Consider the following 22,478-nt stretch of genomic DNA (forward strand, 5'->3'; position numbering starts at 1 on the left):
CGGCCGGGCACTGCAGTGGCCTCACCCGGCGATGCCGCCCCGGGTCAACGCCACCGGATCCAGGAGCTTCCGCAACTGCGCCTCGTCCAGGTCGGTCATTTCCTTCGCCACGTCCAGCACCGGACGTTTCTCGGCGTAGGCCTGCTTGGCGATGGCCGCCCCCTTTTCGTAACCGATCACCGGATTGAGCGCGGTGACGAGCACCGGGTTCCTCGCCAGTGCGTCCTGCAACCGGTCGTCGTTGACCTTGAAGCCGGCGATCGCGTCCTCGGCCAGCGCCCGCGACGCCGAGGCCAGCAGCTGGATCGACTGCAGCAGGTTGAGCGCCACCACCGGCAGCATGACGTTGAGCTGGAAATTGCCGCTGGCGCCGGCCACGGTGATGGTGGTGTGGTTGCCCATCACCTGCGCGCAGACCATCGCCACCGCCTCGGGGATCACCGGGTTCACCTTGCCCGGCATGATCGAGGAGCCCGGCTGCAGCGCAGGCAGCGCGATCTCCGCCAGGCCGGCCAGGGGCCCGGAGTTCATCCAGCGCAGGTCGTTGGCGATCTTCATCAGTGCCACGGCCAGCGTATTGAGCTGGCCGGACAGTTCCACCGAGGCATCCTGGCTGGCGATGCCCTCGAACTTGTTCTTCGCCGATTCGAACTTCACCCCGCCGGCCTTGGACAGGGCGGCGACCGCCAGCCTGGGCATCTTCGGGTCGGCATTGATGCCGGTACCGATCGCGGTGCCGCCCAGCGGCAGGCGCCGCATGCGCCGGAGGCTGTCGCCGATGCGTTCGCTGGCCGAGTCCAGCTGCGCCGACCAGGTGCGCAGTTCCTGTCCCAGCGTCAGCGGCATCGCGTCCATCAGGTGGGTGCGGCCGGTCTTGACCACCTTGTCCAGCCGCTTGGCGCGCTGTCGATGGCCTTGCGCAGCTTTTTCAGCGCAGGCAGCAGGTCTTCGTGCGCAGCGAGGCAGGCCGCCACCTGGATGGCGGTGGGCACGACATCGTTGGAACTCTGGCCCAGGTTGACGTGGTCGTTCGGGTGCACGGTGCGCCGCTTGGTGCTGGCCAGCCGGGCGATGACCTCGTTGGCGTTCATGTTGGAACTGGTGCCCGAACCGGTCTGGAACACGTCGACCGGGAAGTGGTCGTCGTGCGTGCCGGCGGCCACCTCGGCCCCGGCGCGGGCGATCGCTCGGGCGGTGTCCCTGGGCAGGTGGCCCAGCGAAGCGTTGGCCTCGGCCACGGCGCCCTTGACCAGGCCCAGCGCCCGGATGAAGCCGCGGGGCATGCGCAGCCCGGAAATCGGGAAGTTGTCGACCGCGCGTTGGGTCTGGGCGCCGTACAGCGCGTCGGCGGGGACGCGCAACTCGCCCATGGAATCGCGCTCGATGCGCTCGCGCGGCCTGGAGGATGGGGTGTCGGCCATGTCGGGCTCCATGTCGGGGGCGTGGGCCAGCATAGCGTCCTTTCCCGAGGTCGGGCTGCGTTGTAAGGGGTGGCGGTCGGCTTCACGCGAGTCCGCCGGCCCTCCCCCAAGGCCGGCTTGCCACCGGCACATCACGCAGCAAGGAGAAGCGATCATGCGTGGAATCACCTTACTCACCGCAACATTGCCCGCCGCGATGCTGGTCTCGCTGGCGTTCGCACCGACTCCGGCCATTGCCCAGTCCGAACCATCGACGGAGCGGCTCGAGTCGATCACCGTCGTGGCCCCCCGGATCACCCGCGAGCGGCAGCGCGGCGGGCGCATGCAGGTGGCCTCGGCCGAGCAGACCGCCCAGGTCGAGTTCGACGACTTGAACCTCGACCGCACCGCCGACCTGTTCACGCTGGAGGACCGCGTCCAAGAGGCCGCCGAGCGGGTGTGCAAGGAACTGGCCGAGCTGTATCCCGACGGCGAGCCCAGCACCGAGGTGTGCGTGCGTCGCGCCACCGACGATGCGATGGCCCAGGTCCGCTACACCGCACGCACACGGGTCGGGATGCGCTGAACCAGGACCAGCGTCCAACGCTGGCCGCAGGGGCACGGGGCGTCGGCACGGTTGCCGGACCGACGCTCCGCATGCCGCAACGGCCGCAGGCTGTGTCATCATTTCCGGCGATGCCGAAATCGCTTCCGGGGGGATGCGTGCTGGGAGGCATCGTCCACGGGGATGGTGAAATGATCGAGGAAAACGTCGTGGCCGACGCCACGCAACTGCCCGCGCAGGTGTGGGAGCGCGCGCCGGTGGCGCCATGGAGCCGATGGGCCGCCCGCACCATCGATGCACTGCTGCTCGGCTTCTTCGGGGGCATCCTCATCGAACTCGTACTGATGTTCGGCTTCGACACCAGCCTGGACACGGTCCTGCCCCTGGCCTTGGCGCAGGGTGTGCTGGTGCTGGTGCTGGCGGCGATCGGCTGTGCCTTGATGTACGGGCTCACCGCGACCACGCCGGGCAAGTTCCTGTTCGGGATCCGGGTCGAGGGCACCAACGGGGGACCGCCGGGTCTGCGCCGCGCGCTGCTGCGCGAGGTCGACGTGCTGGTTCGCGGGCTCGGCCTGGGCGTGCCCTTGATCGCCATGATCACCCAGCTCGTCGCCTACCGCACGCTGGAGCGCGAGGGCCAGTCCTCGTGGGACGGCGACTGGCGCGGCACCGTGGTGCTCTACCGGGCCGCCGGGACCACGCGCACCCTGCTTGCCGTGCTTGGCATCGCCGCGCTGGTGGTGGGCTACGCAGCCATCATCATGCTCTACAGGCTGGATTGATGCTCTGGTACCTCTCGCGGGCCGGGCAGGTGCTTGGCCCCTTCGATGCCGACACGCTCCACGCGCGGATCGATGCCGGCGAACTGGGCGGCAACGACCTGCTCGCCCAGCCCGGCGACCCGACGTGGCAGAGCGTGGCGCAGGTCTTCCCCGCGCGTTTCCCGGGCCCCGGCCCGCGCGCGCGCGCGCTGGTTGGCGGCCTGGCCCTGGTGGCGGCAGCGGGGTGCTGGGTGGCCTACGCCGGCCTGGGCGCGATTGCCTGGCGCGTGGCCGACAGCGAGGAGGCACTGGGATTGAGCGTCCTGGTCATGGCCGCCTGCGCCGGCTTGCTGCTGCTGGCCGTGGCCGCCTTCGCCTGGGTGCGCTGGCGCGGTGGCGGATCCATCGGCCCCGGCGTCAAGGTCGTGGCAGGCATCTCGGCGCTGGTCGCGCTGCCCGCGCTGGCCATGGGCACGCTGGTGTTCCGCACCACCGTGGCGTCGGACCTGGAGGTCGACCCCCACCACCTCAGCATCAACGACAAGGGCGAGGTGCTGCTCCTGGGTGGGCTGGGCCGCACGCTGGCCCACGACCTGCAGGTGCTGCTGGAAAGCCACACCGGCGAACTGGTGCTGGTGCTCGACAACGGCGGCGGCATCATCGACGCCGCCGCGGCCGCTGCGGACCTGCTGCGGGCCCGCGGCCCCTTCACCGCACGGGTGGACGGCGAGTGCGCCAGCGCCTGCACCCTGCTGCTGGCCGCCGCCGACCGCATCGAGCTGTACACCGATTCGCGCATCGGCCTGCACCGCCCCTCCAACGTGCTGGGAGGCGAGCGGGGCATCGACTCCGACGGCACGATCAAGACGATGGTCGAGCACCTCGAGCGCGCGGGCTTCGGGCCGCAGGCGCTGGACGCCATGCGCGACACCCCGCCGGATGACATGGCGTGGCTGGAGCCCACCACGCACTTCGGCGTGCTGCCGGACTTCCTGCTGCTCGACAACGACAGCCAGGCGGTGCCGGCCGAGGCCCGCGGCACGGTGCTGGCACGGGCATTGCTGGCCCGCGACATGCCCGAGGCGGCGGAAATGCTGGATTTCTTCGAACTCGCCTTCCCCGACCATGTGCGCCTGCACAGTGATGCGCTGCTGCTGGCCCAGACCCGCCAGGAAGGTGTCGAGGAGGCGCTTCGCCAGCTGCTGCACGGGCCCTTCGGCACCGCGCTGGCCGCCACCCCACCGCACGTGGCGCGCGCCTGGTTGCGGAACCTGGTGAAGCTCGACGAACAGTTCGAATGGGAGTCGCCTGGCGGCGCCTGCTACGCCCAGGCCCTCCACCCCAAGGCGGAACGCGCCGCGCTGGCACGCGCCGTCGAGGTGGTTCGTGCTGCGGCCGAGCGCGACTGGGCGCCGTGGCAGGCGACGTCGACGCTGGCCGCCAGCGAGCCCGCTATCGCCTTACCGCCGCTGCGGCCTTGGCCGATCGCCTATTCGGCGCAAGGCCCGGAGGCCGACGAGAACTGCGCCGGGTTGCTGGGCACGGCGCGCAGCCTCGCCGCGCTACCCGACCACCGTTTGGGGGCGGCATTGCTGGCGGAGCTGCAATAGCGCCCGCACGGGCGATCCGGTCGAAACGGCTACGGGCAAGCGGGTGCAACTTCATGCCTCGCAATGGGCAGGGCGCGGCCGCCAAGAGGCCCGCAGTGTAGAATCCTGCCCCTTCGACCCAATGCGAATTGCACGCCATGTCCGACACCCCGCACGCCGCCCTCCTCGCCCTGTCCCCGGTCGACGGCCGCTATGCCGGCAAGGTCGATGCGCTGCGCCCCATCCTCTCGGAGTTCGGCCTGATCCACGCCCGCGTGCGGGTCGAGGTGGAATGGCTGCTGGCGCTGGCCGCAGAGGATGGCATCGTCGAACTGCCGGCGTTCTCCGAAGATGCGGCCACCCGCCTGCGCGCCCTCGCGGCGGAATTCAGCGTCGAGGACGCCGCCCGGGTCAAGCAGATCGAGGCCACCACCAACCACGACGTCAAGGCGGTGGAGTACTTCATCAAGGAGCGCCTGCGCGACGATGAAGAGCTGGCACCGGCGCTGGAGTTCGTGCACTTCGCCTGCACCTCGGAGGACATCAACAACCTCAGCTACTCGCTGATGCTCTCCCGCGCCCGCGAGGAGGTGCTGGAGCCCGCCATCAAGCGCCTGGAGGCGGCGCTGGTGTCGATGGCCCACGAACACGCGGCACTGCCGATGCTCTCGCGCACCCACGGCCAGACCGCCTCGCCCTCGACCGTGGGCAAGGAGGTCGCCAACGTGGTGGCGCGCCTGCGCCGGCAGCAAAAGCAGCTGTGGGCCGTGGAGCTGCAGGGCAAGATCAACGGCGCGGTGGGCAACTACAACGCCCACGTGGTGGCTTATCCCGACGTGGATTGGCCCACCTTCTCGCAGAACTTCGTCGAAAGCCTGGGCCTGTTCTTCAACCCCTACACCACGCAGATCGAGCCGCACGACTGCATCGCCGAGCTGTGCGACGTGACCCGTCGCTTCAACACGATCGGCATCGACCTGTGCCGCGACGTGTGGGGCTACATCTCGCAGGGCTACTTCAAGCAGGCGGTGAAGGCCGGCGAAGTGGGCTCCTCGACGATGCCGCACAAGGTCAACCCGATCGACTTCGAGAACGCCGAGGGCAACTTCGGCATCGCCAACGGCCTGCTGGAGCACTTCGCGGCGAAGTTGCCGATCAGCCGCTGGCAGCGCGACCTGACCGACTCCACCGTGCTGCGCGCACTGGGCACCGCCTTCGGCCACACGCTCATCGCGATCGAGTCGCTGCTCAAGGGCCTGGGCAAGCTGAGCGTGAACCCGGAACGCCTTGCCGCCGACCTCGATGCCTCCTGGGAGGTGCTGGCCGAGCCGGTGCAGACGGTCATGCGTCGACACGGCCTGCCCAACCCGTACGAGCAGCTCAAGGAACTCACCCGCGGCCATGGCATCGATGCGACGCGCCTGCGTGAGTTCGTCGATGGGCTGGACCTGCCCGAGGACGCCAAGTCGCGGCTGGCAGCGCTGACCCCCGGCGACTACACCGGCCTGGCCGCGAAGCTGGCACGCGAAATCTGATTCCCCCGGGGTGCCCAGGCGCCCGCCCAGCCGGAGGCCACCGTGGCCCGAACCCCGATCGAAGTCGACGCCGCCACCCTGCCCCCGCTGGGCATGACCCCGGAGCAGTTCCTGTCGCGCTACTGGCAAAAGCGCCCACTGCTGGTCCGCAACGCGTTCCCGGGCTTCACCACGCCGATCGAACCCGAAGACCTGGCCGGCCTGGCCTGCGAGGAGGCGGCGCTGTCGCGCATCGTCGTGCACCACCGGCAGGCCGACCGCTACGAACTGCGCACCGGTCCGTTCCCGGAGGAGATGTTCCCGGACATGCCGCACCAGGACTGGACCCTGCTGGTGCAGGACGTGGACAAGTGGGACCTGGACGTGGCCGCGCTGATCCAGGCCTTCGACTTCCTGCCGCGCTGGCGCATCGACGACATCATGGTCAGCTTCGCCGCCCCGGGTGGTTCGGTGGGCCCGCACGTGGACCAGTACGACGTGTTCTTGCTGCAGGCCAAGGGCCGCAGGCGCTGGCAGATCGATGCCGGGGCGAACCCGCCCGTGGACTTTCGTGAGGACTCGGAACTCAAGCTTCTCAAGGAGTTCCAGCCAACTCATGAGTGGATACTTGAAGAAGGTGACATGCTGTACCTGCCACCCGGGGTGCCCCACCACGGCGAGGCGGTGGACGCCTGCCTGACCTTCTCGCTGGGCATGCGCGCGCCCTCGGCGGCCGAGCTGGTGGTGGAGCTGGCCGACCACGTCGCCGAACGGCTGCCCGAGGAACTGCGTTACGCCGACCCGGACCTGGCCCCGGCGCGGGATGCCCACGAGATCGACGCCGCCGCGATCGGCCGCCTGCGCACCGCGCTGGGCAGCCTGGGCGAACTCGACGACGCGCAGCTGCGTGACTTCTTCGGCAGCTTCATCACCCGCTACCGAAGCGCCGGCCAGATTCCCGGCCCGGCCCGGGCACCGACGCGTGGCGACGTGGAAGCCCGACTGGAAAAGGGGGCGCTGATCGCCCGCCATCCGTTCGTGCGGCTGGCCTGGGCACGCGATGGCCGTGGGGCACGGCTGTTCGTCGAGGGAGACGCCTGGCGCATGGGTATCGCCTCGGCCCGCGCACTGTGTGCCGACGGCCGGTTGGACGCCGGCGACTACGGCGCGCTGGACGAGGATGGCCGCCAGGCTGTCATCGACCTGCTGGGACGAGGCATCATGAAGCTTGGCCCCGTTCCGAGGCGACGACAGCGATGAGCCAAGACCCGCAGGTGCTGGAGTTCCAGGTGGTGCCGGCCGACTACACGGCCGACTTCGACGCGCTGCGCCTGGTGCGCGAAACCGTCTTCGTCCAGGAACAGCAGGTGCCACTGGACGAGGAATGGGACGACCTCGACCCGCAGTGCGAGCACGTGCTGGCGGTGGATCTCGACCATCGGCCGATCGGCACCGGTCGGCTGACGCCCGGGCGAAAGATCGGTCGCATGGCGGTGATGAAGGATTGGCGCGGCCGCGGTGTCGGCGAAGCGATACTGCTGGCCTTGATCGAACGGGCCCGCGCCCGCGGCTGGGACGAGGTCAGCCTGCACGCACAGGTGTCTGCCGAGGGCTTCTATTCCCGGGCCGGCTTCTCGCCGGAGGGCGAGCGTTTCATGGAGGCCGGCATCGAGCACATCACGATGCGCCGCGCGCTCGACCCCCTGCCGGCCGCCCGAGGGCCTTGGCGCCCAGCCGTCGCCACCCTCGCAGCCGGTGCGCGAGATCGAATCGCTGGCCGAAGCCGTGGATGCGACGGTCGCGGTCATCGAGACCGCCCCGCGCAGCATGGTGGTCTACAGCCGCGATGGCGACCTGCCGCTGCTGGGGCATCCCCGGGTCATCGACGCGCTCCGCGTGGCCCTGACCGCCCATCGCGACGCGACGCTGCGGGTGATCCTGCAGCAACCCGAGGGGCTGGGTGCGTCGCACCCGCTGATCGCCCTCGCCCAGCGCCTGGCCAGCCGGATCGAACTGCGCAGCCCGACCGACCCGGTGGATCGCCGCGAACCCGGCGCCTGGATCGCCGCCGAGCGCGGTGGATTCGTGTACCGGCCGCTGGCGAACCGCTTCTCCGGCGAGGCCAGCCCGATGGCCCCGGCCCGGGCCCACCAGCTCATCGCCGGCTTCGACCCGGTGTTCGAGCGCTGCGAGCGCTGCACCCAGTTCCGCGCCCTCGGGCTGTGAACAGGGCCCAACGCGGCGCCTGATTAGACGTTTTTCCACTGTTTTCGCGGCATTTGCCGGTTCCAGCAGGTGCGCCCTGCGTCTATAATCGCCAACTTGGTGCGCCGCGTTGTGGTGTGCCGTCGTTGCCCGCATCGACATTCCCCTTCCGCCCCGGAATCCAGAGGGTCCAGGCCGAGCCGTGGATAGCCTAATCAAGCAGTTTGCGAAGTCGTCTCACATCGCCGGCGGCAACGCCGCTTTCGTCGAGGATCTCTACGAACAGTTCCTGGTGGACCCCGAGTCGGTCGACCCCGAGTGGCGAACCTATTTCAATGGGCTCGAGGGTCGTGAAGCCGGAGACGTGCCGCATTCGGCCGTGGTCGCGCACATCCGCGACGCCGCCCGCCACGCCGGCCGCGACAGTGGCGAGCCGCTGAGCAACGAGGCCGCGCGCAAGCAGGGCGCGGTCCTGAAGCTGATCACCGCCTACCGCTCGCGTGGCCACCTGGCCGCCTCGATCGACCCGCTGGGCATGCGCGAGAAGCCCGACGCGCCGGACCTGGGGCTGGAGTTCCACGGCCTGTCCAAGGCCGACCTCGACGAGGAGTTCGGCACCGGCCCGCATTTCGGCGGCCCGGCGCGCATGAAGCTGCGCGACCTTCTGGCCCACCTGCAGGCCACCTACTCCAGCACCATCGGTGCGGAGTTCATGCACATCACCAACCACGAGCAGCGCCGCTGGGTGTACGAGCAGCTCGAGGCCCATGCCGGCCAGTGGAAGTTCAAGGCCGACAAGCGCAAGCGCATCCTGGCCGAGCTGACCAAGGCCGAGACGCTCGAGCGCTACCTGCACAAGAAGTACGTCGGCCAGAAGCGCTTCTCGCTGGAAGGCGGCGACAGCCTGATCCCGCTGATGGACGCGCTGATCCAGCGCGGTGGCGAGGACGGCATCCGCGAGCTGATCATCGGCATGGCCCACCGTGGCCGCCTCAACGTGCTCGTCAACACGATGGGCAAGCCGCCGCACCAGCTGTTCGCCGAGTTCGAGGGCAAGTTCGACCACCCCGAGACCCCGGCCCACACCGGCGACGTGAAGTACCACCTGGGCTTCAGTTCCGACATCGAGACCCCGGGCGGCACCGTCCACCTGGCACTGGGCTTCAACCCGTCCCACCTGGAGATCATCGACCCGGTGATCGCGGGCTCGGTGCGCTCGCGCCAGGAGCGCCGCCACGACGAGGTCGGCACGAAGGTGGTGCCGGTGCTGATCCACGGCGACGCCGCGTTCGCCGGCCAGGGCGTGGTCATGGAGCTTTCGCAGATGTCGCAGGCGCGCGGTTTCGCCGTCGGCGGCACCGTGCATGTGGTCATCAACAACCAGGTCGGCTTCACCATCAGCCGCCCCGACGACGCCCGCTCCACCCTCTACTGCACCGACGTGGCCAAGATCGTCGGCTCGCCGGTGCTGCACGTGAACGGCGACGACCCGGAGGCGGTGGTGTTCTGCGCCGAGCTGGCGCTGCGGTTCCGGCAGAAGTTCAACAAGGACGTCATCCTCGACCTGGTGTGCTACCGCCGCCACGGCCACAACGAGGCCGACGAGCCGGCGGCCACCCAGCCGCTGATGTACAAGAACATCCGCGCGCGCAAGACCACCCGCGAGCTCTACGCCGAGGCGCTGGCCAAGGCCGGCGTGCTGGGCGGCGAGGATGCCGAGGAAATGGTGGCCGCCTACCGCAAGAAGCTCGACGAGGGCACGGTCGTCGTCGAGCTGGCACCGCCAGCCTCCGACGCGATCACCGTCAACTGGGCCCCCTACCTCAAGGGCACGCTGGCCTCGCCGACGTCCACCAAGGTGCCGCGCAAGACGCTCGACAAGCTGGCCAAGGCGATCAACGTCGTGCCCGGGGACGTCAAGCTGCACTCGCGCGTGGCCAAGGTGTACGAGGACCGGCTCAAGATGATGGCCGGCGAGCAGCCGATGGACTGGGGCTTCGCCGAGAACCTGGCCTACGCCACGCTGCTCGAGGAGGGCTTCAGGCTGCGCCTGGTCGGCCAGGACTCCGGCCGCGGCACCTTCTTCCACCGCCATGCGGTGCTGCACCAGCAAGACAGCGGCGAGACTTACTGGCCGCTGCGGCAGCTGGTGGAGCGCCCCGAGCACGTCTCGATCATCGATTCGCTGCTCAGCGAAGAAGCGGTGATGGGCTTCGAGTACGGATACGCCACCGCCGACCCATCGACGCTGTGCATCTGGGAAGGCCAGTTCGGCGACTTCGCCAACGGCGCCCAGGTGGTCATCGACCAGTTCATCAGCTCCGGCGAAGCCAAGTGGGGCCGCCTGTGCGGCCTGGTGCTGTTCCTGCCGCACGGCTACGAGGGCCAGGGCCCGGAGCATTCCTCCGCCCGCCTGGAGCGCTTCCTGCAGCTGTGCGCACTGGACAACATGCAGGTGTGCGTGCCGACCACGCCGCGCAGATGTTCCACATGCTGCGCCGGCAGATGAAGCGCGCCACGCGCAAGCCGCTGATCGTGATGACGCCCAAGTCGCTGCTGCGCAACAAGGACTCGGTGTCGACGCTCGACGAGCTGGCCGACGGCGGCTTCCAGCTGCTGATCCCGGACGACCGGGTCAAGGCACCGAAGAAGGCCAGGCGCGTGGTGGTGTGCTCGGGCAAGGTCTACTACGACCTGCGGGAGGAGGCGACCAAGCGCGAGCTCGATGACGTGGCGATCGTGCGCGTCGAGCAGCTCTACCCGTTCCCGCGGCCGGAGCTGGTCGAGGAGCTCAAGCGCTTCTCGCCCACCGCCGACGTGGTGTGGTGCCAGGAAGAGCCGATGAACCAGGGTGCGTGGTACCAGATCCGCCACCACCTGACCCACTGCGCCGGCGCCAAGCAGTCGCTGTACTACGCCGGTCGCGCGCGCTCGCCGTCGCCGGCCGCGGGCCACATGAAGACCCACGTCGTCGAGCAGAAGCGGCTCGTCGAGGAAGCGCTGGTGGGCAAGCTCAGCAACGACGTCGCCGAATAAGTCCTTTCCCTTTCCAAACAATACGCAATCAGGACCCGAGTCCATGAGCACTGAAGTCAAAGTCCCCAACCTTCCGGAATCCGTCTCCGACGCCACCATCGCCACCTGGCACAAGAAGGTGGGCGACGCGGTCGCTCGCGACGAGAACCTGGTGGACCTCGAGACCGACAAGGTGGTGCTGGAAGTCCCCTCGCCGGTGGACGGCGTGATCAAGGAGATCAAGCACAAGGAAGGCGACACGGTCACCTCCGACCAGCTGATCGCGATCATCGAGGCGGGTGCGGCGCCGGAGAAGAAGGAAGAGAAGGCCGAGGCGAAGAGCGAGCCGAAGGCGAGCGAAAAGAAGGACGACAAGCCAGCGGCCAAGGCCGAGGCGAAGTCCTCCTCGAAGGGGGAGTCGAAGTCGGACACCTCCGACCTGTCCCCGGCCGGCCGTCGCGTCGCCACGCAGGAAGGCATCGATCCGAAGGACGTCGAGGCCACCGGCCGTGGCGGCCGCGTGACCAAGGAAGACCTGGTCAACCACATGAAGGCCGGCGGTGCCGGTCGCGCCGGTGGCCGTCGCCCCGAGGAGCGCGTGCCGATGACGCGCATCCGCAAGCGCATCGCCGAGCGCCTGATGCACTCCAAGGAGTCCATCGCGATGCTGACCTCGTCCAACGAGGTCAACCTGCGCGAGGTCATGGCGATGCGCAAGGCGATGAACGAGTCGTTCCAGGAGACCCACGGCGTCAAGCTGGGCTTCATGAGCTTCTTCGTGAAGGCCGCCGCGAACGCGCTGGCGAAGTACCCGGTGGTGAACGCCTCGGTCGACGGCGACGACGTGATCTACCACGGCTACGCCGACATCTCGATCGCGGTGTCGACCGAGAAGGGCCTGGTGACGCCGGTGCTGCGCAATGCCGAGTCGATGGGCTTCGCCGAGATCGAGCAGGCCATCCTCGACTACGCCAAGAAGGCGCGCGACGGCAAGCTGTCGCTGGAGGACCTGCAGGGCGGCACCTTCACGATCACCAACGGCGGCACCTTCGGCTCGCTGTTCTCCACGCCGATCGTGAACCCGCCGCAGTCGGCGATCCTGGGCATGCACGCGATCAAGGAGCGCGCGATCGTCGAGAACGGCCAGGTGGTGGCGGCGCCGATGATGTACATCGCGCTGAGCTACGACCACCGCATCATCGACGGCAAGGACGCGGTGCTGTTCCTGGTCGACATCAAGAACCAGCTGGAGAACCCGCACCGGATGCTGTTGGGCATCTGATCGCGGCTCCCCTCCCTCCCCGTCCGCGGGGAGGGTCTGCGAACACAAGGATCAACGCAAATGAGCGAACAGCACAATTTCGACCTCGTCGTGATCGGCGGAGGCCCCGGCGGCTACGTGGCCGCGATCCGCGCCGCGCAGCTGGGCATGAAGGTGGCCTGCGTGGATGCGTTCAAGGGCAAGGACGGCGGCAAGATGGCGCTGGGCGGCACCTGCCTCAACGTCGGCTGCATCCCGTCCAAGGCGATGCTGGATTCCTCGCGCCAGTTCCACAACCTCACGCACATGTTCGGCGACCACGGCATCACCGCCGACAACGCCAAGATCGACGTCAAGACGATGGTTGGCCGCAAGGACAAGATCGTCAAGCAGTTCAACGGCGGCGTCGCCGGCCTGTTCAAGGCCAACAAGGTCACCGCCTTCCACGGCTTCGGCAGCCTGCACAAGGGCAACGTGGTCAAGGTGAAGGCCCATGACGGCAAGGACGTCGAGCTCAAGGGCACGAACGTCATCCTGGCCGCCGGCTCGGTGTCGATCGAGCTGCCGTTCGCCAAGTACGACCAGAAGCACATCGTCGACAACATCGGCGTGCTCGACTTCGAGTCCACCCCGAAGCGCCTGGGCGTCATCGGTGCCGGCGTGGTCGGCCTGGAGATGGGCAGCGTGTGGCGGCGCCTCGGCGCCGAGGTGACGATCCTGGAGGCCCTGCCCGACTTCCTGGCCGCCGCCGACGCGGACGTGGCCAAGGTGGCGATGAAGGAATTCAAGAAGCAGGGCCTGGACATCAAGCTGGGCTGCAAGGTGTCGAAGGCCGAGGTGAAGAAGAACGAAGTCCACCTGACCTACAGCGACGGCAAGGACGATCAGAAGCTGGTGGTCGACAAGCTGCTGGTGGCCGTGGGCCGCCGCGCCGCCACCGAAGGCCTGCTGGGCGAGGACTGCGGCGTGAAGCTCACCGACCGTGGCTTCATCGAGGTCGACGAGCACTGCCACACCGGCGTGGATGGCGTGTGGGCGATCGGCGACTGCGTTCGCGGCCCGATGCTGGCGCACAAGGCGTCCGAGGAAGGCATCGCCGTGGCCGAGATGATCGCCGGCCTGCCCGGCCACATCGACTTCAACACCGTGCCGTGGGTCATCTACACCGAGCCCGAGCTGGCCTGGGTCGGCCAGACCGAGAAGCAGCTCAAGGAGGCCGGCATCGAGTACAAGGTCGGCACCTTCCCGTTCGCCGCGATCGGTCGCGCCGTTGCGATGAACGAGACCGCCGGCATGGTCAAGGTGATCGCCCACGCCGAGACGGACCGCATCCTCGGCATGCACCTGGTCGGCCCGAACGTATCCGAGCTGGTGCACGAGGGTGTCGTCGCGATGGAGTTCAAGGGCTCCGCCGAAGACCTGGCCCGCATCTGCCACGCCCACCCGACCCTGTCGGAGGCCGTGCACGAGGCCGCGTTGGCCGTCGACAAGCGCGCGATCCACAAGCAGAACTGATCGCGTCGCAATGCTGTTGCACCCGAAGCGGCGCGCCCCAAAAGGTGCGCCGCTTCGCTTTGAGGAAGTCCATCCAATGAAATCAGTCGCCGTCTACTGTGGCTCCAACTCCGGCACCAACCCGGTCTACGCCGAACGCGCCGCCCAGCTGGGAGACCGCCTCGCGCGCGACGGGCTCGAGCTCGTCTATGGTGGAGGGAACGTCGGCCTGATGGGCATCGTCGCCGACGCCGCGCTGCAGGCCGGCGGCCGCGTGATCGGCGTGATTCCCGAACAGCTCCGGAACATGGAAGTGGCCCACGTCGACGTCACCCGCCTGGAAGTGGTCGGCAACATGCACGAGCGCAAGATGCGCATGTTCGACCTGGCCGAAGGCTTCATCGCCCTGCCCGGCGGCTTCGGCACGCTCGACGAGATGTTCGAGATGCTGACCTGGCGCCAGCTCGGCCTGGGCAACAAGCCCTGCGCCTTCCTCGACGTCGACGGCTTCTACCAGCCGCTGATGCAGATGCTCGACCGCATGGTCGACACCCGCTTCCTGCACCCCGCCCAGCGCCAGGACCTGTGGCACGGCGAGAGCATCGACTCGATGCTGGCCTGGATGCAGGACTACACCCCCGCGGATTCGCGCAAGTGGCTCGACGAGAAGATCACGGAAGGCCGCGACCTGCGCTGAGCCGGATCTGACCCGGAGGCGAGTTGCCGCTAGTATTCATCGGATCGAAGACTTGCCTGGGGGAAAGCGAATGAAGCATGCGCGCGTTGTGATGACCGCGGTGATGGCCGGAAGTGTGCTCACCGGCCTTGGGTGTGCAAGCACGGACTCCGCAGCGCTGGACTTCGCCCAGTCGCTTTCCTATCACCAGGAGCGCCCGGACCATGCCGCGGTGTCCGGCGAACTGGGCAGCCCCACCAATCCGGTCCGGGCGACCGGGCCGATGGGGCAGCGCGACTACCTGCACCGCCTGCGCTGTGCCGACGACTCCAGCCCGGCCTTCGAGCGCATCGGCTCGACCGGGGTCGGCCCCTATGGACGGATGGTCGATGCGTACCGCGTGCAGTGCGCCGATCAGCCGGAAATGGTCATCCACATGGACCTCTACCATTGTGACGAGGAGACCGAAGCGGTCGACGGGTTCGTCATCACGCCGCGGGTGATCGAGATTCCGCGCCATAATTGCGGGTAACTCCCACGCGCCACGCAGGTGAGACCAGCCATGTCCATAGCCAACTCCTTCTCCGCCTTCCGCATCCACAACGACGGCCAGGGCTATCGCGCCGGCATCGAGGAGATCTCGCTCGACGACCTCAACGCCGGGGAGGTGGTGATCGAGGCCGCCTATTCGTCGATCAACTACAAGGACGCGCTGGCCGGCACCGGCAAGGGCAAGATCCTGCGCCAGTTCCCGCTGGTGGGTGGCATCGACGTCGCGGGCACGGTGGTGCGTTCGGAGGATCCGCGTTTCCGCGAGGGCGACCCGGTGCTTTGCACCGGCTCGGGCCTGTCGGAGACCCGCGACGGGGGCTACTCGAAGTACGTGCGCCTGGAGGCGCAGTGGACCGTGCCGCTGCCTGCGGGACTCGACCTGCGCGAAGCGATGATCCTCGGCACCGCGGGCTTTACCGCCGCCCTGGGCCTGCTGCGCATGGAGGAGAACCGCCAGAAGCCCGCCATGGGCCCCCTGGCGGTGACCGGCGCCACCGGCGGCGTGGGCATGCTGGCGGTCGACATCTACAGCGCGGCCGGCTACGAGGTGCATGCCTTCAGCGGAAAGAGCGAGCGCGCCAGCTTCCTGCGCGACGTGGGGGCCAGCGAGGTGCTGCCGCGGGACGCTGCACTGTGCGACAAGCCCATGGGCTCGGCGCGCTTCGGCGGCGCGCTCGACAACGTGGGTGGCGACACGCTGGCGGGCCTGCTGGCGCAGACGGTGCCCTACGGCAACGTGGCCAGCTGCGGGCTGGCCGGCAGCCACAGCCTGCCCACCACCGTCATGCCCTTCATCATTCGGGGCGTCAGCCTGCTGGGCGTCGCCTCCGCAGGCACCGCACGCGATGTCCGCGAGGAGGTCTGGCAGCGGCTTTCAAGCGACTGGAAGCCGCGCCACCTTGATGCGGTCTGCACCCGCGAGGTCGGCCTGGAAGAGCTTCACGACGTGTTTCCGCGCATGCTGGCCGGCGACAGCTTCGGCAGGACCCTGGTCCGGCTGTGAGACAACGGTGGACAGCGCCCCCTCGCTGGCTACAATCCCCAAGACTTCTAAACGGAATCCCCCATGGCCCGCATCCTCATCGTCGATGACTCGCCTTCCCAGTTGATGGGCATGAAACGCATCATCGAGAAGCTCGGACACGATCCCCTGACGGCCGAGGATGGTGCCGCGGGCGTGGAGCTCGCGCGCCGCGAACTGCCCGACCTGATCCTGATGGACGTGGTCATGCCCAACCTCAACGGATTCCAGGCCACCCGCCAGATCTCCAAGGACCCGTCGACCGCGCACATTCCGATCGTGCTGGTGACGACCAAGGACCAGGAGACCGACAAGGTCTGGGGCATGCGCCAGGGCGCGAAGGGCTACATCACCAAGCCGTTCAACGAGCAGGCCCTGGTGAAGGTGATCAACGAGCTGCTCGCCGCGCACTGACCGCGCCACCACGGCTGCAGCAGCATCGACGCGCCGGCACCTGCCGGCGCGTTTTCGTTGGGCCTAGAGGAAATCCTCGAGGTCTTCGGTCAGCGTCAGCGTGTAGCGCCCCGCATCCCCGCCCAGGTGCCCGATGTAGATCTGGTACACGCCCTCGGGGAAGCGCCGGCGGATCGCCGGATCGAGGTTGCCGTTGGAATCGTCGTCGCACCAGGCGCCCTGCGGTCCCATCACCACCAGCGTGGCATCGACGTCGCTGTCGACGTACATGTGCAGGTTCACCGCCGAGGTGACGGTGAGGACGTGGTCGGGTTCGACATGCACCTTGCCCGTGCAGCCCGCCCCGAATCGCGCTGCGTCCATGTCGCCGCCGGTGATGCCACGGCCGATGGTCGGATCGGGCAGGAAACCGGCACCAAGGGAGAAGGTACGCGGCCCGCTCTCCTCGTCCGCGCCGGGCGTGCCGCCCAGGTTCTCGGTCAACGTGAGCGTGTAGCGGGCCTGGTCGTCCTGGTCGAAATTCCCGACATAGACCTCGTAGGTGCCGGGCGTGAGCCGCGCGTTGATCTCCGGATTCAGGCCACCATGGGAATCATCGTCGCAGAAGGTGCCGGCCGGACCCCGCAGCACCAGCGTGGTGTCGACACTGCTCAGCGCGTAGAGCGTGAGGTCGAGCGTGCTGGTGACGGTGATGCGGTGGTCGGGCGAGTCGTCGACCGACCCGACGCACCCGGGCCCGAAGCTGCTGGCATCCACCGAACCTCCGGAGACGCCGCTACCGGTCTGCGGGTCCGGAGTGAATCCCGCCCCGATCTCGAAATTCCCGTAATCCTGCGCCGCGACCAGCGCGGGCGTGCACATCAACACAAAGGCTGCCAGCATCGCGCCGGCCCTGGATACACGCATCATCGACCCCCTGGATTTTCCGCACCCAGCCCCCCCGGGCGCGGCTACCGGCAAGCGTCCCGCCGGGGCACGCACAGGTCAAGCAGTTTATGGCTGGCGCGCGCTCAGTCCTGCCGCGCGTCGAAGTCGAAGGCCTCGGCCATGCGCTGGTAGGCGGCCTTCTGCGCGTCGCTCTCCGCCTTCGGGGCGCGCACCTCGAGCAGGACGATCTGGTCGCCGGACGGCTGCCCCGGCAGGCCGCGGCCGCGAAGGCGCAGCTTTCGCCCGGAGTCCGAACCCGCCGGGATCCGCAGCGTGACCCGTCCTCCCAGCGTCGGCACGTCGATGCTGCGCCCAGTCCCGCTTCCCAGGGCGCCACCGGCAGGTTGTAGAGGATGTTGCGGCCGTCGACCTCGAACTGCGGGTGCGGCCGGTACGCGACCTCGAGCAGCAGGTGGCGGCCACCGCCGGCCTGCCCGGCCAGGCGGATCACCTGGCCCTGTCGGACGCCGGCCGGAATCTTCACCTCCAGCGTGCGGCCATCGACATTGATGCGCTGCTTGCCGCCGGTGAAGGCCAGCTCCAACGGGATCGCCAGCTTCGCATGCACGTCGCCATGCACGGCGTGGCCTGCGTGTCCGGCATGCGCACCCGGCCCCTGCGCCGGACCGCCGCCGGGACCCGGACGACCCGAACGCATGCGTCCGAAGAGCGACTCGAAGAAATCGCTGAAGCCACCGCCACCGTCATCGCCGAACTCGAACTCGAAACCGTGTGGCGCGCCTCCGCCGCCACCGAAGCCCGGCGGGGGACGGAATTCCTCCCCGGGACGGAAGCCACCGGCGCGCAACTGGTCGTACTGCGCCCGCTTCGCCGAATCGCGCAGCACTTCATAGGCCTCGCTGACCGCCTTGAACTTGTCCTCCGCCCCGGCTTCCTTGCTGACATCGGGGTGGTATTTGCGGGCCAGGCGCCGATAGGCGGTCTTGATCTCCGCCTCGCCGGCACCGGGCTCGACGCCCAGGGTCTGGTAGTAGTCCTTGAACTGCATGCTTCGCTCCGTTGCGGCCCCCGATCAGCGGCGCGAACATGACGGCCCGCGACCGGAGTCGCGGGGCGCCTGCTGCGCGCCGGGGCCCTCATGGCCCCAGTATCGCTTACTCGCCGTTGACCGTGATCCGGCGCGGCGTGGTTTCCGGTCGCTTGGGGATGGTGATCTCCAGCACCCCGTGCCGCCCGGCCGCGCTGACCTGCTCGGGGTCGGCGCTGTCGGGCAGCGCGAAGCGGCGATAGAACAGGCCGTGCTGGCGCTCCACACGCGAGTAGCGCTCGTTCTCGTCGCGCTTCTCGGACCTGCGCTCGCCCTTGATGGTCAGGATCCCCTTGTCCATCTGCACTTCGATGTCCTTGGGGTCGACCCCGGGGATGTCGGCCAGGATCACGAAGCGGCCCGACTCCTCGCGGATGTCCACGCGCGGTGCCCACTGGCTGGTGGCGATGTTGGACTGGTCGTTCTCGTCCTCGGAGAAGAACTTCTCGAAGACCTGCTTGATGTCGTTCTGGAGCTGGTTGGAATTGCCCCAGGGGTTGTAGCGGATCATGCTCATGGGAACCTCCACTTGGTTGGGGCAGTCCGGTTGCATCCGGCTGCTGCTCAGGAATCTGGGGTCGCCTGGCAGGGCTTCAAGAGGGAAGCGACGGGGTTTTCACGCGCCGGCGCTACACTCCCTGCTCCCTTCCCCAGCACAAGGATTCCCCGCATGGCGATCTCCCCCGGCCAACGCATTCCCGCCGCCACCGTCAACGAAATGCGCGACGGCGTGCAGGCCGTGGACACCGCCAAGCTGTTCGAGGGCCGCAAGATGGTGCTCTTCGCGGTGCCCGGCGCGTTCACCCCGACCTGCTCGGCCAAGCACCTGCCGGGCTTCGTGGCGCACTTCGCGGACTTCAAGGCGCGCGGCTACGACGTGGCCTGCCTGTCGGTGAACGATGCCTTCGTCATGGGCGCCTGGGGCGAGAGCCAGCAGGTGCCCGAGGGCCTGCACATGCTGGCCGACGGCAATGGCGAATTCACCCGCGCACTGGGCCTGGAACTCGACGGCACCGCCTTCGGCATGGGCTTGCGCGCCCAGCGCTTCGCGCTGGCGGCCGAGGACGGCGTGGTGACCCACGTGGCCGTCGAAGCGCCCGGTGAATTCAAGGTCTCCAGCGCCGAGGCCATGCTCGAAGCCATCGGCTGAAGCGGCGGCTGACGCGTCCCGGAACGAAAAAGGCGACCCGAGGGTCGCCTTTTTCGTGGATCACGCCGACCGGAGTTACTCGGTGGGCTCTGCGCCCGCATCCTGGGCATCGGCACCGGCGGCCTGGGGCACGACCGAACCACCCTCGCCGTCCTCGTCCTCCAGCACCTCGTCCGCTTCCAGCGCATCCACGCGCTCGACCGCGATCAGGCGCTCGCCGTCACCCACGCGCATCAGCGTGACACCCTGGGTGTTGCGGCCCACCTGCGACACTTCCGAGGCGCGCGTGCGCACCATCGTGCCGCGGTTGGAGATCAGCAGGATCTCGTGCTCCTCGGTCAGCTGGATCGCCCCGACCAGCGGCCCATTGCGGCCGGAGGTCTGGATCGCGATGACGCCCTGGATGCCACGGCCCTTGGTCGGGTATTCGCTGACCGGGGTGCGCTTGCCGAAGCCGTTCTCGCAGGCGGTCAGCACGTCGCCCTCGCCGTCGACCACGATCAGGCTGCGCACGAACTCGCCGGGCGCCAGGCGCATGCCGCGCACGCCGGTGGCGGTGCGGCCCATCTGGCGCACTGCCTCCTCGTGGAAGCGCACGACCTTGCCGTTGGAGGCGAACAGCATCACCTCGTGGCCACCGTCGGTCATCTGCACGTCGACCAGCTCGTCGCCCTCGTCCAGGTTGATCGCGATCTTGCCGCGCTGCAGGCGGTAGGCGTATTCGGTCAGCGGCGTCTTCTTGACGGTGCCGTTGCGGGTGGCGAAGAAGACGAACTTGTCCTCGGCGTACTCGCGCACCGGCAGCACCGCCTGCACCTGCTCATCGGCCTCGAGCTGCAGCCAGTTGATGATCGGACGACCGCGGGCGTTCGGGCCGGCCTCGGGCAGCTGGTGCACGCCAAGCCAGAACACACGGCCCTTGCTGGTGAAGGTCAGCAGGGTGTCGTGGGTATTGGCGATCCACAGCTTGGAGACGAAATCCTCGTCCTTCACCGCGGTGGCCGAGCGGCCACGGCCACCGCGGCGCTGGGCCCGGTAGCTGCTGACCGGCTGGCGCTTGGCGTAACCGGTGTGCGAGAGCGTCACCACCATGTCCTCGGGGGTGATCAGGTCGAGGATGTCGAGGTCTTCCTCGCTCGGCCGGATCTCGGTGCGACGCGCGTCACCGAAGCCTTCCTTGAGCGCCAGGAGTTCGTCGCGGATCACCTGCAGCAGGCGGTCGGGCACCTCGAGGATCTCGATGAGGTCGCGGATCACTTCCAGCAGCTGCTTGTACTCGTCGGTCAGCTTCTCCTGCTCCAGCCCGGTCAGGCGGTTCAGGCGCATCTCGAGGATTTCCTTGGCCTGCACCTCGGAGAGCTGGTAGCCCTTTTCGGTCAGGCCGATGCCGTCGGCCAGCTCCTCGGGGCGCGAGGCCGCCGAACCGGCCGCGGCCAGCAGCGCGCCGACCATGCCGGCGTCCCAGGTGCGCGCCAGCATGCGCTCCTTCGCCTCGGCCGGGCTGGGCGAGCTCTTGATCAGCTCGATCATCTCGTCGATGTTCGCCAGCGCGACGGTCAGGCCTTCAAGGATGTGGGCGCGGGCGCGGGCCTTGCGCAGCTCGAAGATCGTGCGCCGGGTGACCACCTCGCGGCGGTGGCGCACGAAGGCCTCGAGGATCTGCTTGAGGTTGAGCAGCTGCGGGCGGCCGTCGACGAGCGCCACCATGTTGATGCCGAACACCGACTCCATCTGGGTCTGCGAGTACAGGTTGTTGAGCAGCACGTCGGCCGACTCGCCCCGCTTGACCTGGATGAAGATGCGCATGCCGTCCTTGTCGGACTCGTCGCGCAGTTCGGAGATGCCCTCGATCCGCTTTTCCTTGACCAGCTCGGCGATCTTCTCGATCAGCCGCGCCTTGTTCACCTGGTAGGGCAGCTCGGTGACGATGATCGACTCGCGGCCGTCCTTCTCGTCGACCTCGATGCCGGCACGCGCGCGCATGCGCACCCGGCCGCGACCGGTCTGGTAGGCCAGGTGGATGCCGGCGGCGCCGTTGATGATGCCCGCGGTCGGGAAGTCCGGACCCGGCAGGTGCTCCATCAACTCCTCGATCGTCGCCTCGGGGTTGTCGATCAGCGCGGTGACCGCGGCGATGACCTCGGTGAGGTTGTGCGGCGGGATGTTCGTCGCCATGCCCACGGCGATGCCGGTGGAGCCGTTGACCAGCAGGTTCGGCACCCGCGTGGGCAGCACGCTGGGCTCTTGTTCCTTCTCGTCGTAGTTGGGCTGGAAGTCGACGGTTTCCTTGTCGATGTCGGCCATCAGCTCGTGGCTGAGCTGCGACATGCGCGCCTCGGTGTAGCGCATCGCCGCGGCGGAGTCGCCGTCGATGGAACCGAAGTTGCCCTGCCCGTCGACCAGCATGTAGCGCAGCGAGAACGGCTGCGCCATGCGCACCAGCGTGTCGTACACCGCCGAGTCGCCGTGCGGATGGTATTTACCGATCACGTCGCCGACGATTCGGGCGGACTTGTAATAGGGCTTGTTGGAGTGGGCTCCGAGTTCGCTCATCGCGAACAGCACGCGACGGTGGACGGGCTTGAGACCGTCCCGGACATCCGGGAGGGCGCGTCCGACGATCACGCTCATCGCGTAATCGAGGTAGCTGCGGCGCATCTCATCCTCGAGATTGACCGGGATGACTTCCTTAGCGAGCTCTGCCATTCGTTTTTCCGTTGGTTTTCAACACCCTGCGCCGCCCTCCCCGGACGCTCGCAGGCATGGGCCCGGCGGGCATGCGCCGACCGGGTCAAAAGACGGTGAAGTATAGCATGGACACGGGCGATCCAGCCGGGTTTTTAGCGAACCAAATCAGTAACTTGCAACTGCGGAAGCCAACCCCGG

Annotated in this window: 16 protein-coding genes and 4 pseudogenes; 15 read left to right on the forward strand and 5 right to left on the reverse strand. The window is 68.3% G+C overall.

All coding sequences use genetic code 11. The features are described from left to right. Positions 1-21: 21 nt before the first annotated feature. Positions 22-1,421: pseudogene (locus tag FU658_RS13435) on the reverse strand (class II fumarate hydratase). Between the two features lie 154 nt (positions 1,422-1,575). On the opposite strand from FU658_RS13435, the gene FU658_RS14585 reads away from it, so the two are divergent. The 14 genes and pseudogenes from FU658_RS14585 to pilH all read left to right on the forward strand — a co-directional run bounded on the left by FU658_RS14585 (position 1,576) and on the right by pilH (position 16,467). Then, positions 1,576-1,986, forward strand: coding sequence for a UrcA family protein (locus tag FU658_RS14585; RefSeq protein ID WP_187266132.1), 411 nt, complete (start codon positions 1,576-1,578; stop codon positions 1,984-1,986). Between the two features lie 170 nt (positions 1,987-2,156). Continuing rightward, the gene (locus FU658_RS13445) at positions 2,157-2,747 is read left to right on the forward strand and encodes an RDD family protein (RefSeq protein ID WP_187266133.1); all 591 of its coding nucleotides are present in this window, start codon (positions 2,157-2,159) and stop codon (positions 2,745-2,747) included. Continuing rightward, positions 2,747-4,336 carry a GYF domain-containing protein gene (locus FU658_RS13450; RefSeq protein ID WP_147892549.1) on the forward strand — a complete coding sequence of 530 codons (1,590 nt, stop codon included), beginning with the start codon at positions 2,747-2,749 and terminating at the stop codon, positions 4,334-4,336. The genes FU658_RS13445 and FU658_RS13450 overlap by 1 nt, the downstream gene beginning before the upstream one ends. Positions 4,337-4,473: 137 nt before the next feature. Then, positions 4,474-5,850 carry an adenylosuccinate lyase gene (gene purB / locus FU658_RS13455; protein WP_147892550.1) on the forward strand — a complete coding sequence of 459 codons (1,377 nt, stop codon included), beginning with the start codon at positions 4,474-4,476 and terminating at the stop codon, positions 5,848-5,850. Between the two features lie 42 nt (positions 5,851-5,892). Beyond that, positions 5,893-7,089, forward strand: a complete 1,197-nt coding sequence (locus FU658_RS13460; RefSeq protein WP_425477623.1) for a JmjC domain-containing protein — start codon at positions 5,893-5,895, stop codon at positions 7,087-7,089. Next, positions 7,086-7,460 (forward strand): annotated as a pseudogene (locus FU658_RS15780) (GNAT family N-acetyltransferase); the annotation flags it as partial. The gene FU658_RS13460 and the pseudogene FU658_RS15780, both read left to right, overlap by 4 nt. A 124-nt stretch (positions 7,461-7,584) precedes the next feature. Further along, a complete protein-coding gene (locus FU658_RS15650) occupies positions 7,585-8,055 on the forward strand; it encodes a DUF7931 domain-containing protein (protein WP_255505629.1) in 471 nt (156 codons plus the stop codon). 181 nt (positions 8,056-8,236) lie between these two features. Then, a pseudogene (locus FU658_RS13470) lies at positions 8,237-11,070 on the forward strand (2-oxoglutarate dehydrogenase E1 component). 43 nt (positions 11,071-11,113) lie between these two features. After that, positions 11,114-12,331, forward strand: coding sequence for a dihydrolipoyllysine-residue succinyltransferase (gene sucB / locus FU658_RS13475; protein WP_147892552.1), 1,218 nt, complete (start codon positions 11,114-11,116; stop codon positions 12,329-12,331). Between the two features lie 60 nt (positions 12,332-12,391). Continuing rightward, positions 12,392-13,825, forward strand: a complete 1,434-nt coding sequence (lpdA, locus tag FU658_RS13480; protein WP_147892553.1) for a dihydrolipoyl dehydrogenase — start codon at positions 12,392-12,394, stop codon at positions 13,823-13,825. Between the two features lie 76 nt (positions 13,826-13,901). Next, a complete protein-coding gene (locus tag FU658_RS13485; protein WP_147892554.1) occupies positions 13,902-14,501 on the forward strand; it encodes an LOG family protein in 600 nt (199 codons plus the stop codon). Between the two features lie 70 nt (positions 14,502-14,571). Further along, a complete protein-coding gene (locus FU658_RS13490; protein ID WP_147892555.1) occupies positions 14,572-15,012 on the forward strand; it encodes a hypothetical protein in 441 nt (146 codons plus the stop codon). A gap of 30 nt (positions 15,013-15,042) precedes the next feature. Then, on the forward strand, positions 15,043-16,035 hold the full coding sequence (locus FU658_RS13495) for an oxidoreductase (protein WP_147892556.1): 993 nt from the start codon (positions 15,043-15,045) through the stop codon (positions 16,033-16,035). 63 nt (positions 16,036-16,098) lie between these two features. Continuing rightward, positions 16,099-16,467, forward strand: a complete 369-nt coding sequence (pilH, locus tag FU658_RS13500) for a twitching motility response regulator PilH (protein WP_147892557.1) — start codon at positions 16,099-16,101, stop codon at positions 16,465-16,467. A 63-nt stretch (positions 16,468-16,530) separates the two neighbouring features. Here the strand turns inward: pilH and FU658_RS13505 are convergent, their stop codons facing one another. The 3 genes and pseudogenes from FU658_RS13505 to FU658_RS13515 all read right to left on the reverse strand — a co-directional run bounded on the left by FU658_RS13505 (position 16,531) and on the right by FU658_RS13515 (position 18,959). Then, positions 16,531-17,349, reverse strand: coding sequence for a hypothetical protein (locus FU658_RS13505; protein ID WP_147892558.1), 819 nt, complete (start codon positions 17,347-17,349; stop codon positions 16,531-16,533). Between the two features lie 128 nt (positions 17,350-17,477). After that, positions 17,478-18,403, reverse strand: a pseudogene (locus FU658_RS13510) (DnaJ C-terminal domain-containing protein). Between the two features lie 106 nt (positions 18,404-18,509). Next, the gene (locus tag FU658_RS13515) at positions 18,510-18,959 is read right to left on the reverse strand and encodes an Hsp20/alpha crystallin family protein (protein ID WP_147892560.1); all 450 of its coding nucleotides are present in this window, start codon (positions 18,957-18,959) and stop codon (positions 18,510-18,512) included. Positions 18,960-19,112: 153 nt separating this feature from the next. Here FU658_RS13515 and FU658_RS13520 point away from each other — a divergent pair, with 153 nt between their 5' ends. Beyond that, positions 19,113-19,592 carry a peroxiredoxin gene (locus FU658_RS13520; protein ID WP_147892561.1) on the forward strand — a complete coding sequence of 160 codons (480 nt, stop codon included), beginning with the start codon at positions 19,113-19,115 and terminating at the stop codon, positions 19,590-19,592. 75 nt (positions 19,593-19,667) lie between these two features. Here the strand turns inward: FU658_RS13520 and gyrA are convergent, their stop codons facing one another. Further along, positions 19,668-22,298, reverse strand: coding sequence for a DNA gyrase subunit A (gene gyrA, locus FU658_RS13525; protein ID WP_147892562.1), 2,631 nt, complete (start codon positions 22,296-22,298; stop codon positions 19,668-19,670). Between the last annotated feature and the right edge of the window lie 180 nt (positions 22,299-22,478).

It is taken from the genome of Alkalisalibacterium limincola (assembly GCF_008017755.1).
GTDB classification, from domain to species: domain Bacteria; phylum Pseudomonadota; class Gammaproteobacteria; order Xanthomonadales; family Xanthomonadaceae; genus Alkalisalibacterium; species Alkalisalibacterium limincola.